The sequence below is a fragment of the Sulfitobacter sp. 1A13353 genome, assembly GCF_043557255.1.
GTDB classification, from domain to species: Bacteria; Pseudomonadota; Alphaproteobacteria; order Rhodobacterales; family Rhodobacteraceae; genus Sulfitobacter; species Sulfitobacter faviae.
Window position 1 is genome coordinate 116,841 of the sequence record NZ_JBIFFS010000001.1, and the last position, 14,527, is coordinate 131,367.

A 14,527-nucleotide genomic window follows, 5' to 3' on the forward strand; every position below is an offset into this window, starting at 1 on the left:
TTGCGGGTGGCGATGGAAAAGGTAGGCTGCGCGCAAATCCAGATTTGCAAAGGTTTGTCATGTCCGCCGAATTCGCCACCTCCTCCGCCAATGCCCTGCCGCTTCATGTCTTGAGCGAGACCGCGCTTGAAGGCTGGCTTGCCGATCAGCCCGGCGCGGTGCAGGCATGGGTGAAGGCCAGCGGCTTTGCGGGCGGCCTTGGTCAGGCGCTTGTCGTGCCGGGTGCCGAGGGCGCGCCGGTGATGGCACTGGCGGGCTACGGGTCCGAGGCTGCCCGCCGCCGGAGCCGCTTTCACCTCGCCGCCGCTGCAGCCAAGCTTCCTGCCGGGGATTACCGGATCGAAAGCGGCCTGCCCGAGGATCAGGCGGCGACAGAGGCGCTTGGCTGGCTGCTGGCGGGTTACCGATTTGACCGCTACCGCGAGCAGTCCCCGCTGACCGCCCGCCTCGTCGCGCCCGAGGGGGTCGACGCCGAACAGATCACCGCGCTGGCCACGGGTGAGATGCTGACCCGCGACCTGATCAACACACCCGCCTCCGACATGGGGCCGCCCGACCTTGAAGCCGCCGCGCGCAAACTGGCCGAGCGGCATGGCGCGCAGATCGAGGTGACCACCGGCGATGCCCTTCTGGAAAACAACCTGCCGATGATCCACACCGTGGGCCGCGCCGCCGACCGCGTGCCGCGCCTGATCGACATGGCATGGGGCGAGGCGGGGCCAAAGCTGACGCTGGTGGGCAAGGGCGTCTGTTTTGACACCGGCGGGCTGAACCTCAAGCCCGGCGCGTCGATGGCGCTGATGAAAAAGGACATGGGCGGGGCCGCCGCCGTGCTGGGGCTGGCGCATATGATCATGGCCACCGGCATGGAGGTGCAGCTGCGCGTACTGATCCCGGCGGTAGAGAACTCCGTCTCGGGCAATGCCTTCCGCCCCGGCGACATCCTGACCTCGCGCAAGGGGCTGACGGTTGAGATCAACAACACCGATGCCGAAGGGCGTCTGGTGCTGGCCGATGCGCTGGCGCTGGCGGATGAGGACAAGCCCGATCAGATCATCTCGATGGCGACACTCACCGGGGCCGCGCGGGTGGCCGTGGGGCCGGACCTCGCGCCCTACTACAGTGACGACGCCGCCTTCGTCTCGGCCTTGGAAAGCGCCGCGGCCGGGTCTGCCGATCCGGTCTGGCGGATGCCATTCCACGACGCCTACGAGGCGCTGATCGAGCCCGGCATCGCCGACCTCGACAACGCGCCCAAGGGCGGCTTTGCCGGGTCGATCACCGCCGCGCTCTTCCTGCGCCGCTTTGTGACCGACAGCAAATACGCGCATTTCGACATCTACGGCTGGCAACCTGCCGACGCCCCCGCCCGCCCAAAAGGCGGCACCGGCCAAGGCACCCGCGCGATCTATGCCGCCCTGCCCGCCTTGCTGAAACCATGAGCGATCCGCGTCTCACCCCGGACCCGGCACTGGCGACCCAGAACCGCCCCGCGCAGGTGGCGGTGCCGGTGGCCGACCTCTGCCGCCGCCCTGACGGGCCACGCGACCGGCAGTTGTTGTTCGGCGAGCAGGTGACCGTGCTGCATGAGGCGTCGGGCTGGGCCTATGTGAAGGCCGAGAAAGATGGCTATTGCGGGCATGTTCTGCAAAGCACCCTCGGCACCCCGTGCAAGGCCACGCATCGCGTCTGCGTGCCTGCCACCCATGCCTATCGCGACGCCGATCTGAAATCGCCGGACCTGCTGAGCCTCAGCTACGCTGCGCGCGTCACAGTCACGGCAGAGACCAAGGATTTCGCCGAAACCCCGCAGGGGCACATTCCGCTGGGCCATCTTGCACCCGTCGAGAGCCGAGAGGCCGACCCGGCGCAGATCGCGGCGCTGTTCATTGGCACGCCCTATCTCTGGGGCGGCAACAGCCGTTGGGGGATCGATTGTTCGGGCCTTGTTCAAGCGGCGCTGCTGGCCTGCGGCATCCCCTGCCCCGGTGACAGCGACCAGCAGGAAAAGACCGTGGGCGCCCCCGTCAGCGACGCCTATCAGCGCAATGATCTGTTGTTCTGGAAAGGCCATGTCGCGCTGGTGGTGGACGGCGAGACGATGATCCACGCCAATGCCCACGCCATGGCCGTGAGCTATGAAAACATCGCCGAGGCCATCGCCCGGATCGAAGCGGGCGGTGACGGGCCGGTCACCGCACATCGCCGCCCCGGCGTTTAATCCACCGCGCGGATCAGCTTGCGCTCCAACACGCGCAGCACGGCCTTCAGATCATGGCCCCGGCGCAGCACCTGCCCGCCGGTGCCGACCACTGCATACATCCCCTGCCGATTGCGCAGCTTGGGCCGTTTTTCGATCCGGTAAAGCGGTATCTCAGCCGTGCGCCGAAAGACCGAAAAGACGGCCACGTCCTTAAGGTGCGAAATCCCGTAGTCCCGCCACTCCCCCGCCGCGACCATACGCCCGTAGAGCGATAGGATCAGCGACAGTTCGGTGCGGTGGAAAGCGACCTGTTCGGCAGGGCGCTCGAAAGCCGTGATTGGCGATGGGGGCTCTATGCTCATGGCTTTACAGTTGACCCTGACGGGGGCCAAATCAAGCCCTGACATGGCCGAAAGCGCGGCTCAAAATTTCTTGAAAGCGTTACAGAATTGTGCAACCAATCTGAAAAATGAAACACAAAGGCATGACGGAATGACCCCAGACGCCCGCGCCCGCAAATGTGCCGAGGTGATGTTCGCCCGAGATTCCGCCTCGGCCGGATTGGGCATGAGGATCGACGAGGTCACCCCCGGCGGCGCGGTTTTGTCGATGTCAGTGCGCCCGGACATGCTGAACGGGCATGGGATTTGCCACGGCGGTTTCATCTTCACGCTGGCCGACAGCGCCTTTGCTTTTGCTTGCAACAGCTACAACCAGACCACTGTCGCCCAGCAGAACCAGATCACCTATCTCAGCCCCGGCCAGCCGGAGGAGCGGCTGACCGCCACCGCCCGCGAAGTGTCGCGCAGCGGTCGGTCGGGCATCTATGATGTGACCGTCACGGGCGAGGATGACCGTGTCGTGGCCCTGTTTCGCGGGCTCTCCCGCAGCATCAAGGGCCAGCTATTTACCGAGGAGGAGCCGACCTGATGAAAGACCTGACCCCCGCGAAGGATACGCTCGACCCGATTGAGATCGCCAGCCGGGACGAGATCAGCGCCCTGCAATTGGACCGACTGAAATGGTCCCTGCGCCATGCCTATGACAACGTGCCCTTCTACAAGCAAAGCTTCGATGAGGCGGGCGTGCATCCCGATGATCTGAAACAGCTTTCCGATCTTTCGCGCTTTCCCTTCACGGTAAAGACCGACCTGCGCGACAATTACCCCTTTGGCATGTTCGCCGTGCCGCGTGATCAGGTGGCGCGCATTCACGCGTCCTCCGGCACCACCGGGCAGCCGACCGTGGTGGGCTATACCAAGGACGATCTGGCGAACTGGGGGCAAGTCGTCGCCCGCTCCCTACGCGCGGCGGGGATGCGCCCGGGCGACATGCTGCACAATGCCTATGGCTATGGGCTGTTCACCGGCGGCTTGGGCATCCACCTTGGCGCCGATGCGCTTGGCCTATCGACCGTGCCGATCTCGGGGGGGATGACCCCGCGCCAAGTGCGCCTGATCGAAGATTTCGCCCCCAAGGGCATCACGGTCACCCCGTCCTACGCGCTGTCGATCTTGGATGAGTTTGCCAAACAGGGCATCGACCCGCGTCAATCCTCGCTCGAAGTCGGCATTTTCGGGGCCGAGCCTTGGACCAACGCCATGCGGCAGGAGATCGAGCAGGCCTTCGACATGCATGCGGTCGACATCTACGGGCTCAGCGAAGTCATGGGCCCCGGCGTGTCGATGGAATGCGTGGAAACCAAGGACGGGCTGCACATCTGGGAAGACCACTTCTACCCCGAGATCATCAACCCCGAGACGGGCGCCCCGGTCGAGGATGGCGAAATGGGCGAGTTGGTCTTCACCTCGCTCACGAAACAGGCTTTCCCGATCATCCGCTACCGCACCCGCGACCTGACCCGTCTGCTGGCGGGCACGGCGCGCTCCATGCGGCGGATGGAAAAGGTCACGGGCCGCAGCGACGACATGATCATCCTGCGCGGGGTGAATGTCTTCCCCACCCAGATCGAAGAAGCGCTGATGGCGACGCCGGGGCTTGCCCCGCATTTCCAGATCGAGCTCACACGCCCCGACCGGATGGATCAGATGCGCGTGCTATGCGAATGCGCCGATGCCAGCGTGACCACCGACGCCCGCGCCACCGCGATCAAAGCGCTCTCGGCGCAGATCAAGCAGACGGTCGGCATCTCGGTCACGGTTGAGGTGATGGATGTGGGCGGCGTTGCCCGGTCAGAGGGCAAAGCCGTGCGCATTCTCGACAATCGGCCAAAGGGCTAGGGGCACACCCTAGCCGCAGGTGACCTTGGCGATTTTCCCCTCCGCGTCCAACACGATGTTGGTGCGGTTGGGGTTGGCATCCATGGTCACCGGGTCGCCCTCGGTATAAACGCGCTTGGGCTCGGAAACGATGCTCGCCGCCGACTTCGGGCGGCCGATCAGCCCCCACCAACTGCCTTCTTTGCAGGTGTCGGTCGGGCGCTCGGCGGCTGCGAGCTCTTCCTGACCGTCGTCCTCAGAGGGGCTGGAGGTGTCATTCACCGCATTGACCACCGAATCCGGCAGGGGCTTGGGCTTGGCCGGGCTGCTGGGGGTTTCGGACCGCGCAGGGGCCGATGGCTTAGAGACAGCCGGTGGCGGCGCGGGCGTGGTCGCCACAGGCGCGGGGGCCGGGATCGGGTTCTGCACCGGCGCTGTCGATAATTCGGCGCAACCGGCCAGCACTAGGGGTGCCAAGAAAAATACTCTCATATTCCAAACCTCGTTCTTCGCGTGGCGTCCATCCCGCAACAGGTAGCTCCCTGACCCGCCCCGCCAAGGGCCGGGCGCTTTGCCCTTGCTGGAACCTGCCAATAGGACTGCTGTGGCAGCGAGATCACGGAGCCGCCCGGGGCGATCCCGCTGGCCGCAGCCGCCTGAGCGCGCGGGTGGTGCCGATCGGTTCAGCCAAGGCCACGCCCCTGCCCCATTGCACCCCAAGGGCGGGCTGGCTAATGCTTGACCCATGGTCGCGATCTTCCTGAAAACCCTGCCGTTCTTTGCGCTGATCGGCCTTGGCTACTGGGCCGGGCGCACGCGGTTCTTCTCTGCCGAAGCGACGGCCTATCTCACCAAATTCGTCTTCTACTTCGCCCTCTCGGCGATGCTGTTCCGTTTTTCCGCCAATCTGTCCTTGGCCGAGGTCTGGGACAGCCGCCTTGTCGCCGCCTACCTCTGGGGGACGGCCTTCGTCTATGCCATCGCCAGCCTCGTCGGCTTTTTGCGCGGGCTCGACGTGGCCACCAATGGGATCGAGGCGCAATGTGCCGTGATCGGCAACACCGGCTTTCTGGGCGTGCCGATGCTGACGCTGCTCTTAGGGCCGGATGCCATCGGCCCCGTGCTGCTGGCGCTGACCGTCGACATGATCATCTTTTCCAGCCTCATCGTGATCCTGATCACCGGCTCCCGAGAGGGGCAGTTGCGGCTGGCGACACTCAAAACCGTCGGGATTGGCCTGCTGAAAAACCCGATGATCGTCGCCATCACGCTGGGGTTCCTCTGGTCCGGCTTCGGCATCCCGATCCCCGTGCCGCTGAACGAATTTCTGGCCATCCTCGGGGGCGCTGCCACCCCCGGTGCCCTTTTTGCCATCGGCGCCTCGCTGGCCTCAAAATCCGCCGAGCGGATTGAGATCGCGGGCTGGCTGACCTTTTGCAAACTTGTGCTACATCCGCTCTTCGTGGCCTTCGGCGCGCTGTTTCTCTTTGGCGTTGACCCGTATAAAGCCGGGGTCATCATCGCCACGGCCTCTCTCCCGGTCGCGGGCAATGTCTATATGCTCGCCCAACACTACGGCGTCGCCCCTCAGCGGGTCTCTGCCGCCATTCTCGTTTCAACCACGGTCAGTATCGTGACCGTCAGCCTTGTCGTAGGCTGGGTCTCGGCCCTGTGACACACTCAAGTTCGAAAGGAACGCTGCCATGAAAACCATCTCGGAAAACGCCTGTTTCGGTGGCACGCAGGGGGTCTACTCCCACGTCTCCGACACCTGTGGCTGCGACATGACATTCGGCCTGTTTCTCCCTGCCGAGGCGGAGGACGGCCCGGTCCCGGTGCTCTGGTATCTCTCAGGCCTGACCTGCACCCATGAGAACGCCATGACCAAGGCGGGCGCGCAGGCTTGGGCCGCGGAACACGGCATCGCGCTGGTCTTCCCCGACACCTCCCCGCGTGGCGAAGCTGTGGCCGATGATGACGCTTACGACCTTGGCAAGGGCGCGGGGTTCTATGTGAACGCGATCCAAGACCCTTGGGCGGCGCACTACCAGATGTGGGATTATCTGGCCGAGGAGTTGCCCGCCCTGCTGGGCGAAAATTTCGCCCTCGATATGGAGCGTCAAGGCATCACCGGCCACTCCATGGGCGGGCACGGCGCGCTGACGCTCGCGATGAACCTGCCGGGGCGCTTCCTCTCAGTCTCGGCCTTCGCGCCGATCACCCATCCAACGGCGAGCGACTGGGGCAAAAAGCAGCTCAGCGCCTACCTCGGGTCCGACGAGAGCACATGGACGAAACACGACAGCACGCTCCTGATGCGTGAGAAGGGCTTCGACGGGCCGGTGCTGATCGACCAAGGGGCGAGCGACCAGTTCCTTGACCTCTTGATGCCCGAGGCGCTGGCCGAGGCCATGGCCGCCAAACGCCAGCAGGGCAGCTTCCGCATGCAGCGGGGCTATGACCACAGCTATTTCTTCGTGGCGAGTTTCATGGAGGATCACGTCGCCTTCCATGCCGATGCGCTCTACGCGGGCTGAGCCATGACCGCGCTCTACATCGACGCAGACGCCTGCCCCGTGAAGGCCGAGGCCGAGCGGGTGGCGACCCGGCACAAGATCAAGATGTTCCTCGTCTCCAACGGCGGGCTGCGCCTGTCGCAGAACCCGCTGGTGGAGGTGGTGATCGTGCCCGACGGGCCCGATGTGGCCGACATGTGGATCGCCGAGCGGTGCGGACCGGGTGACGTGGTGGTGACGGGGGACATCCCGCTGGCAGCCAAATGCGTCGAAGCGGGGGCAAGGGTGCTGAAACACAACGGCGAGGCGCTGACCGCGCGCAACATCGGCAACGTGCTGGCCACCCGCGACCTGATGGCCGACCTGCGCGCCGCCGACCCCTTTCGCCAAGGCGGCGGCAAGGGGTTTACAAAGGCCGACCGCTCCCGTTTCCTCGAAGCATTGGAGCGGGAACTGCGCGCGGCGGCGCGGGGGTAGGCCCGCGTTAAGCAATTGTTAGGGCAAGTGATATGACACCACAGGCGGTCGTTTTCGACATCGGCAACGTATTGATCGAATGGCAACCGGAGCGGTTTTACGACAGCGTCATCGGCGAAGATCGCCGCCGCGCCATGTTCGACGCCGTGGACCTGCACGGCATGAACGACCGCGTCGACAGCGGCGAGAATTTCCGCGACACGATCTATGCCATGGCCGAGGCGACGCCTGAGTGGGGCGATGAAATCCGCCTCTGGCACGACCGCTGGATCGAGATGGCCGCCCCGGTGATCGACCACTCCCTGCGGTTGAAGAATGCGCTGCAAGCGCGCGGCGTCCCGGTCTTCTCGCTCACCAACTTCGGCATCCAAAGCTATGATCTGGCCGCGACCCATTACCCTTTCCTGCGCGAATTCGACCGTGATTTCATTTCCGGCCACCTCGGCATGATCAAACCCGCGCCCTCAATCTACGAGGCCGTGGAGCAAGGCAGCGGCCTGCCGCCCGAGGCCCTGCTCTTCACCGACGACCGCGCCGACAACATCGCCACCGCCGCCGCGCGGGGCTGGCAAACCCACCATTTCACCGGACCACAAGGCTGGGCCGACCGTCTGGTCGCCGCCGGTCTGCTGACCCGGGAGGAGGCCGCATGACCGACATCCCGAACATCTCCTTCGACGCGGGGGAGGCGCTGCTGGATTGGATCGCGCTTACCGATGCGCTGGCCACGGGCCACGACCTGCCGAAGGCCGAGATCGGCGACACCTTCCTCTATCGCGGCAAGGACACGCTTCTAAGCCGCGCGGCATGGATCGACGGGCTGGGCATGGCGGTGAAATCCGCCACGATCTTCCCCGGCAACCCCGACCGGGAGGTGCCGATGGTCAACGGCGGCGTCTCGCTTTTCGATGACGAAACCGGCACGCTCTCCGCAATCGTGGACTTCCACCTCGTCACCAAGTGGAAGACCGCGGGTGACAGCCTCTTGGCCGCGCGCCGTCTTGCCCGACCGGACAGCGAGAACATCCTGATCGTCGGCGCGGGCACCCAAGGCCGCGCGCTGCACGCGGCCTATTCCGCGGCCTTCCCGCAGGCGCGTTTCACGGTCTGGAACCGGACGCCCAAGAACGCCGAGGCGATGGCCGCAGAGCTCAAGATCAACGTGGCGACCGATCTGGAGCAGGCGGTGCGCGCCGCAGATATCGTCACCTCTGCCACCATGTCGACCGACCCGCTGATCAAGGGCGATTGGTTGCAGCCCGGCCAGCACGTCGATCTCATCGGCGCCTACCGCCCCGACATGCGCGAGGTGGACGACACGGCGCTGCTGCGCGCCCGCGTCTTCGTCGACAGCTTCGACACCACCATCGGCCATATCGGAGAGATCAACATCCCGCTTGAGGCAGGCACCATCGCCCGCGATCACCTGATCGCGGATTACTACGACCTTTCGGCCTTCACCCGGCAGAGCGATGATGAAATCACCCTGTTCAAGAACGGCGGCGGCGCGCATCTGGACCTGATGACCGCCAACCACATCCTCGAACGCTGGCGCGCGCGTTAAGCGGTCACCAGCCCCTCCAGCCGTTTCTCGCGGATCGGCAGATGCACCACGGCGCTGAAAGCCCCCACGGCCACGCCCACCCACCAGACGCCGGTATAGCTGCCGTAGATGTCGTACATCCGCCCGCCCAGCCAAACGCCGAGGAAACTGCCCAACTGGTGGCTGAAGAACACGATGCCGTAAAGCGTGCCCATGTAGCGCAGCCCGTAGATATGCGCGACGAGGCCGGAGGTAAGCGGCACCGTGGCGAGCCAGAGCGCGCCCATGCCCACAGAGAACAGGATCACCGTCATCGGCGTGATCGGGAACATGATGAAGGCCGCCGCGATCACCGTGCGCCCGACATAGATCCCCGCCAGCAGGTATTTCTTGGAATAGCGCTTGCCCGCCCAGCCCGCCAGCAGCGTGCCCGCGATATTGGCCAGACCGATGAGAGAAATCGCCACCGCGCCAAGCGCCGAGGTGGTGGTGATGCCGATGTTGTGCAGCACGCCGCCCGCTAGGATCGGGCCGCACATCTCGGTCACGAAGGCGGGGAAATGCGCGGTGATGAAGGCCAACTGGTAGCCGCAGGAGAAGAACCCGAGGAAGATCAGCGTATAGGAGGGGTCGCGGAAGGCTTTGCCGAGGATCTGGCCCATCGACTCTTCAAGCTCCGCCCGGCTCGCCATCGCGGGCGCGCGCATCATCGGCAGAGTGAGCAGCATCAGCAGGATCGCCCCCGCGAAACTCACGAAGGTCATCTGCCAGGACATGAAGCCCAGCATCCATTCCGCCACTGGCGCGCCGAAGACTTGGCCCGCGCTGCCCGCCGCCGTGGCAATCGCCAGCGCCATCGAGCGGTTCTCGTCCGAGGCCGCCCGCCCCACAACGGCGAGGATCACGCCGAACCCGGTGCCCGCGATGCCGAAGCCGACGAGCCAAGCATAGGTTTGATGTTCGATCGGCGTCGCGGAATTGGCCGACAAGAGCAGCCCCACCGCATAGACCACCGCCCCGATGATAATCGCCCGCCTATCGCCAATCTTCTCGGCCAGCGCGCCAAAGATCGGCTGCCCGATGCCCCAAGCGAGGTTTTGGATCGCGATGGCGAGGGAGAACTCGCTGCGCGCCCATGCGAATTCCTCGGCAATGGGGATCTGGAACACGCCGAAGGAGGCCCGCACGGCGAAGCTGACCATGATGATGATACATCCGACCATCAGGACCGGGGTGAACAGGGGCGCGCGGCTTTGCATGGAAGTGTTCCTTTCCACGGCAGATTATGGGTTTCCCGGGCGTCGTCAATTGCGCATCTCCAAAGACTGGCCAGCCCGCCCGCGCTGCCGTAAACATGGCCCCGTGCAAAAGACGGGAAGCTGATGGACGAGATCGACAACAAGATCATCGCGGAACTGCGCCGCGACGCGCGCATGTCCTATTCCGCGCTGGCCGCCACCACCGGCCTGTCGCGGGTGACGGTGCGGGCGCGGGTGGAGCGTCTGGTCAGCTCGGGCGCGATTTTGGGGTTCACGCTGATCCTGAAAGAAGACATACGCCACAGCCCAATCCGGGGCCATACGCTCTTGGCCATCGAAGGCGCGGGCACCGACCGGATCAAACGCATTCTTGCAGGCATGCCCGCGGTGCAGGCGATCCATGCCACCAATGGCAAATGGGATTTGATTGTCGAGACGGGGACGGAGACCGTCGAAGAACTCGACAGCGTGTTGGGCCAAATTCGCCGCATTCAGGGGGTGAGTTCCAGCGAGACGAACCTGCTGCTGGCCACGCAGATGACGGTCACGACCTAGGCTATTGCACCGAAAGGACGACCACCTCGACCCGCCGGTTCTGTTCGCGCCCCGCTTCGGTCAGGTTGCTGTCGCGCGGCGCGAGATAGCCCGCGCCCTGCGCCTCCAGCCGGTCGGGGGCCACGTCATAGCTCTCAACCAACCGGTCCCGCACCGCCTCTGCCCGCCTGCGCGACAGGGCGGTATTGGCGTCGAGACTGCCCACCGCATCGGTATGCCCCACCAGCGCCACCCGCAGACCCGGCTCGGCCTTGAGCAATTCGGCAAGCCGCGCCAGGGTCGCAAAGGGGCCGGGGCCAAGCGCGGAGGTGCCGGTTTCGAACTCCAACCGGTTCAGCACCTTATGCCCCTCGGTCTTTAGCGTCGCTGCAAAATCCCCCGTGGCGCTGGCAAGCGGCACCTCCCCCGTAGCCGCAGGCGTGACAGGGGGGCTGTCACCCTCCGCCGCGTCGCCGCTGCGGGCTTGGATGATCTGCACATAGGCCGAGGTCGCCGCCGTGCTGGCAAGGATGCTGATCGCCTCGGTCGGCGTTCCGTCCTCGCCCCGTCGCAGGGCGGTGATGAAGTGGAAGGCCCGCAGGTTCACATACATATTCGGCCCCGGCAGCACCTCTATCGCAAAGCGGAAATCAAAGCCGCCGCACTCCCGCGCCGCGCAGTCGAGCACAATGTCGAAACCCGCCTCTTCAAGCTGCCGCCGCAGCGGGCGCATCACTTGCAAGGCGGTCAGCCCCGGCGTGTCCATCCGCCATGCGGCGCGGCGCAGGTCGCCATCCACATTGACCCGCGCCACCTGCCCTTCGGCATAGACCCCGACCGGTGCCGCATAGCGATCCGGTGCGGTATTGCGTTCAGCCGTCAGGCGCGCGGTGCTGGGCAGCGCCAGTTCAAGCGCCGCCGCCGGGGCCGCCAGCAGCACCCCGACCAGAGCCGCAACGACGCGCGCCCGGCTCATCGCGCCTGCGCGTGGTAATCGTCGTTGGGGCGCATGTCGGTGGCGCTGGCCACCCGGTTGGTCATGTTAAAGAAACCCGCCACGCTGGCGATGTCGAAAATGTCACGGTCGGTGAAGCCTGCGTCGCGCAGCGCCTGACGGTCGGCTTCTTCGACCTTGGCGCTCGCCTCGGTCAGCTTGACGGCGAAATCCAGCATGGCGCGTTGTTTGGGGCTGATCTTGGCAACCCGGTAGTTCATCACCAGCGCCTCGCCCAACTGCGGATCGCCCGACATTTCGCGCACCGCCGCCCCATGGGCCACGAGGCAATAGTAGCATTTGTTGACCGAAGACACCGCCACCGCGATCATCTCACGCTCAAGCTTGCTGAGCGCGCTGTCAGCCAGCATCAGATCGTTATACATGCCCGTAAAGGCGTTCAGCTTGTCGATGTCAAAGGCATAGGCGCGCAGCACATTGGGCACCATCCCGAGCTTTTCCTGACAGACATCGAAATACTTCTGCGTCGCTTCTGGCAGCGGATCGACCATCGGCAGATCAAGGGCGGTGGGCATGTCGTTGGCCATGGGCTTATCCTTCACTCGGTGCTTTGACGGTAATGATAGTGCCCGACCGGTGCAAAGCCCAGCTTGGCATAGAGCGCCTGCGCACGGATATTGGTATCGACGCAGAGCACCGAAAGCCGCGCGGCCCCCTGCGCCTGCCCCCAATGGGCGGCGGCCCGCATCAGCCAAGTCGCCACGCCTTGGCGTTGTTGATGGGGCAGCACCTCGACCGCGTGGACCATACAGATATCATTGTGCACCCCGGCAAAGGCCACCCCCGCGGGTTTCTCGTTCCAGCGGGCGAGAATGCCCGTTTTGGTCGCGGCACGGTCCATCACGGCAAGGCGGGCGGGACCGACCCCTCCGGCGGCCCAGATCTCGGCCATGATCGCCAGCGGCTCCCAGATACAAAAAGCGGTGACCGGGGGCATCGGCACATCCGTAAGCCGAGTGATCGGCGCGCTCAGCACCGTGACCGGGTCGACCACGCCGTAGCCCCGCGCGGCCAGCAGCGCGTCGAGGTCATCTTCCCCCGCGTGCACCATGAACAGCGGGCGCTGGTCCATCTCGCGCATCGCGGCTTCGGCGGTCGGAATGTCGGCGTCGGTTATCGCCCCGCGCGCCGTCGCCGCCGAGACCCGTTTGCCGCCGCCCTGCCCTTCGCGCAGGGTCCAGGGGCCGTGCTCGAAGCGCCGCGCGGCGGGCCATGTCGCGTCACCCGCGTCGAAAAACGCCTGCGCCTCGCTCATGCGAAGGCGGCCTTGAGCTTGGCCATTGCGGCTTCGACCATCCCCGGATCGCTGCCCCGGATCACCACATGCGCGCCAAAGACGCCGTCCTTTTGAAACGGGTAGCTGCCCATGGACAGATGCGGATATTCCTCGGCCAGCGCCCCCAGTGGCCCGGCGATATCGCCCTCGCCGCGGTCGATGCGCAGGGTCTCACTGATCAGCGGCTGCCCCCCGGTCAGCCCCGGCAGAACACTGGCAACCATCGCCTGAAAAACCGCAGGCACCCCGGCCATGACATGCACATTCTCAACCACAAACCCCGGCGCGGCAGAGACCGGGTTCTCGATCAGCGCGGAGCCTTCAGGGATGCGCGCCATGCGCAGGCGCGCCGCGTTCATCTCGGTCCCCGCGCGGGCATAATGTTCTGCCAAAATCTCGCGCGCATCGTCGCGCACGTCGATGTCGCGGTTAAAGGCGGCGGCGATGCAATCGGCGGTGATGTCGTCATGGGTCGGCCCGATCCCGCCCGAGGTGAAGACATGGGTATAGGCCGAAGACAGCGCCTGCACGGCGGCGATGATCGCCCCATGATCGTCCGAGACCACGCGCACTTCGCGCAGGTCGATCCCCACTTTCGTCAACTCCCCCGCAAGGTGATGCATATTGCTGTCACGGGTCCGGCCCGAGAGGATTTCGTCGCCGATCACGATCATCGCGGCGGTGGGGTTTGACATGGGGCGGCTCCTTGAGGATGGCGTCCCTTCGGTATAGGCCGCGCCCCATGCGCTTTCAAACCCAACTTGTCCCCGCCCGGCTGATCCGCCGCTACAAACGCTTTCTGGCCGATTGCAGGCTTGAGGAGACGGGCGAAGAGGTGGTGGCCCATTGCGCCAACCCCGGCTCGATGATGGGGCTGGCGGAACCGGGCAGCCGCATCTGGCTGGAGCCGAACGACGATCCAAAGAAAAAGCTGAACTACGGCTGGCGGTTGGTGGACCATGAGAACGGCCATTTCACTGGCGTCGACACCGCCCTGCCCAACCGCGCGATGAAGGCAGCGCTGCTCGCGGGTGAGGTCGCCCCGCTCGCCGCCTATACCGAGGTGCGGCCCGAGGTGAAATACGGCGAAAACTCCCGCATCGACTTCCTGCTCAGCGGCAATGGCCTGCCCGATGCCTATGTCGAGGTGAAATCCGTCACCCTGTCACGCGAAACCGGGCTGGCCGAATTCCCCGACAGCGTGACCGCCCGCGGGGCGAAACATCTGAGCGAGTTGGCGCGGATGGCGCAGGCCGGGCACCGCGCCGTGCTGCTCTATCTGGTGCAGCGCACCGATTGCTCGCAGATGCGCCTCGCTGCCGATATCGACCCGACCTATGCCGCCGCCTCCCATGCCGCGCGGGCGGCGGGGCTGGAAATCTACGCCATCGGCACCCATATCACGCCCCAAGCCGTCACACTGGCGCAACCGATCCCCTTCGCGGGCTGAGCCGCTCTGGCCCTCGCCCGAAAGCCACGTTAAGT

At 65.3% G+C, this 14,527-nt stretch carries 18 protein-coding genes; 11 read left to right on the plus strand and 7 right to left on the minus strand.

Annotated elements, in window-relative coordinates:
* Positions 1 to 59 precede the first annotated feature (59 nt).
* Complete coding sequence (locus ACGYLO_RS00575) at positions 60 to 1,442, plus strand: M17 family metallopeptidase (protein ID WP_271688819.1); 1,383 nt, start codon at positions 60 to 62, stop codon at positions 1,440 to 1,442.
* Entirely contained in the window at positions 1,439 to 2,221 is a 783-nt protein-coding gene (locus ACGYLO_RS00580) for a C40 family peptidase (RefSeq protein ID WP_271688818.1), read from the plus strand. Before ACGYLO_RS00575 ends, ACGYLO_RS00580 begins: the two co-directional genes overlap by 4 nt.
* On the opposite strand, the gene ACGYLO_RS00585 is transcribed toward ACGYLO_RS00580, so the two are convergent.
* On the minus strand, positions 2,218 to 2,565 hold the full coding sequence (locus tag ACGYLO_RS00585) for a DUF2794 domain-containing protein (RefSeq protein WP_209218493.1): 348 nt from the start codon (positions 2,563 to 2,565) through the stop codon (positions 2,218 to 2,220). The two genes, ACGYLO_RS00580 and ACGYLO_RS00585, sit on opposite strands and share 4 nt — an antisense overlap.
* Positions 2,566 to 2,695: 130 nt before the next feature.
* Between ACGYLO_RS00585 and paaI the strand changes: the two genes are divergently transcribed.
* A complete protein-coding gene (gene paaI, locus ACGYLO_RS00590; protein ID WP_067266022.1) occupies positions 2,696 to 3,133 on the plus strand; it encodes a hydroxyphenylacetyl-CoA thioesterase PaaI in 438 nt (145 codons plus the stop codon).
* Entirely contained in the window at positions 3,133 to 4,443 is a 1,311-nt protein-coding gene (gene paaK, locus ACGYLO_RS00595) for a phenylacetate--CoA ligase PaaK (protein WP_271688817.1), read from the plus strand. Before paaI ends, paaK begins: the two co-directional genes overlap by 1 nt.
* Before the next feature lie 9 nt (positions 4,444 to 4,452).
* Here the strand turns inward: paaK and ACGYLO_RS00600 are convergent, their stop codons facing one another.
* On the minus strand, positions 4,453 to 4,914 hold the full coding sequence (locus tag ACGYLO_RS00600) for an I78 family peptidase inhibitor (RefSeq protein WP_271688816.1): 462 nt from the start codon (positions 4,912 to 4,914) through the stop codon (positions 4,453 to 4,455).
* Between the two features lie 253 nt (positions 4,915 to 5,167).
* On the opposite strand from ACGYLO_RS00600, the gene ACGYLO_RS00605 reads away from it, so the two are divergent.
* From ACGYLO_RS00605 to ACGYLO_RS00625, 5 genes are read left to right on the plus strand one after another with little or no spacing between them, the layout of a single operon-like run.
* Complete coding sequence (locus tag ACGYLO_RS00605) at positions 5,168 to 6,097, plus strand: AEC family transporter (protein ID WP_271688814.1); 930 nt, start codon at positions 5,168 to 5,170, stop codon at positions 6,095 to 6,097.
* 28 nt (positions 6,098 to 6,125) lie between these two features.
* On the plus strand, positions 6,126 to 6,959 hold the full coding sequence (gene fghA, locus ACGYLO_RS00610) for an S-formylglutathione hydrolase (protein WP_271688813.1): 834 nt from the start codon (positions 6,126 to 6,128) through the stop codon (positions 6,957 to 6,959).
* Positions 6,960 to 6,962: 3 nt separating this feature from the next.
* Positions 6,963 to 7,415 carry a YaiI/YqxD family protein gene (locus ACGYLO_RS00615; RefSeq protein ID WP_209218498.1) on the plus strand — a complete coding sequence of 151 codons (453 nt, stop codon included), beginning with the start codon at positions 6,963 to 6,965 and terminating at the stop codon, positions 7,413 to 7,415.
* Positions 7,416 to 7,447: 32 nt separating this feature from the next.
* On the plus strand, positions 7,448 to 8,068 hold the full coding sequence (locus ACGYLO_RS00620) for an HAD family phosphatase (protein ID WP_271688812.1): 621 nt from the start codon (positions 7,448 to 7,450) through the stop codon (positions 8,066 to 8,068).
* A complete protein-coding gene (locus tag ACGYLO_RS00625) occupies positions 8,065 to 8,979 on the plus strand; it encodes an ornithine cyclodeaminase family protein (RefSeq protein WP_271688811.1) in 915 nt (304 codons plus the stop codon). Before ACGYLO_RS00620 ends, ACGYLO_RS00625 begins: the two co-directional genes overlap by 4 nt.
* On the opposite strand, the gene ACGYLO_RS00630 is transcribed toward ACGYLO_RS00625, so the two are convergent.
* Complete coding sequence (locus tag ACGYLO_RS00630; protein ID WP_276154390.1) at positions 8,976 to 10,217, minus strand: MFS transporter; 1,242 nt, start codon at positions 10,215 to 10,217, stop codon at positions 8,976 to 8,978. The two genes, ACGYLO_RS00625 and ACGYLO_RS00630, sit on opposite strands and share 4 nt — an antisense overlap.
* 123 nt (positions 10,218 to 10,340) lie before the next feature.
* Between ACGYLO_RS00630 and ACGYLO_RS00635 the strand changes: the two genes are divergently transcribed.
* On the plus strand, positions 10,341 to 10,772 hold the full coding sequence (locus ACGYLO_RS00635; RefSeq protein WP_271688809.1) for an Lrp/AsnC family transcriptional regulator: 432 nt from the start codon (positions 10,341 to 10,343) through the stop codon (positions 10,770 to 10,772).
* 1 nt (position 10,773) lies between these two features.
* Here ACGYLO_RS00635 and ACGYLO_RS00640 read toward each other — a convergent pair whose 3' ends face one another.
* From ACGYLO_RS00640 to ACGYLO_RS00655, 4 genes are read right to left on the minus strand one after another with little or no spacing between them, the layout of a single operon-like run.
* Positions 10,774 to 11,727 (minus strand): OmpA family protein, encoded by a 954-nt coding sequence (locus tag ACGYLO_RS00640; RefSeq protein ID WP_271688808.1) that lies wholly within the window; start codon positions 11,725 to 11,727, stop codon positions 10,774 to 10,776.
* Positions 11,724 to 12,293, minus strand: a complete 570-nt coding sequence (locus ACGYLO_RS00645; RefSeq protein ID WP_271688807.1) for a peroxidase-related enzyme — start codon at positions 12,291 to 12,293, stop codon at positions 11,724 to 11,726. The genes ACGYLO_RS00640 and ACGYLO_RS00645 overlap by 4 nt, the downstream gene beginning before the upstream one ends.
* An 11-nt stretch (positions 12,294 to 12,304) precedes the next feature.
* Positions 12,305 to 13,021, minus strand: a complete 717-nt coding sequence (locus ACGYLO_RS00650) for a GNAT family N-acetyltransferase (RefSeq protein WP_271688806.1) — start codon at positions 13,019 to 13,021, stop codon at positions 12,305 to 12,307.
* Complete coding sequence (locus ACGYLO_RS00655) at positions 13,018 to 13,737, minus strand: molybdopterin-binding protein (protein ID WP_271688805.1); 720 nt, start codon at positions 13,735 to 13,737, stop codon at positions 13,018 to 13,020. The genes ACGYLO_RS00650 and ACGYLO_RS00655 overlap by 4 nt, the downstream gene beginning before the upstream one ends.
* A gap of 47 nt (positions 13,738 to 13,784) precedes the next feature.
* On the opposite strand from ACGYLO_RS00655, the gene sfsA reads away from it, so the two are divergent.
* The gene (gene sfsA, locus ACGYLO_RS00660; protein WP_271688804.1) at positions 13,785 to 14,492 is read left to right on the plus strand and encodes a DNA/RNA nuclease SfsA; all 708 of its coding nucleotides are present in this window, start codon (positions 13,785 to 13,787) and stop codon (positions 14,490 to 14,492) included.
* The last annotated feature ends 35 nt before the right edge of the window (positions 14,493 to 14,527 follow it).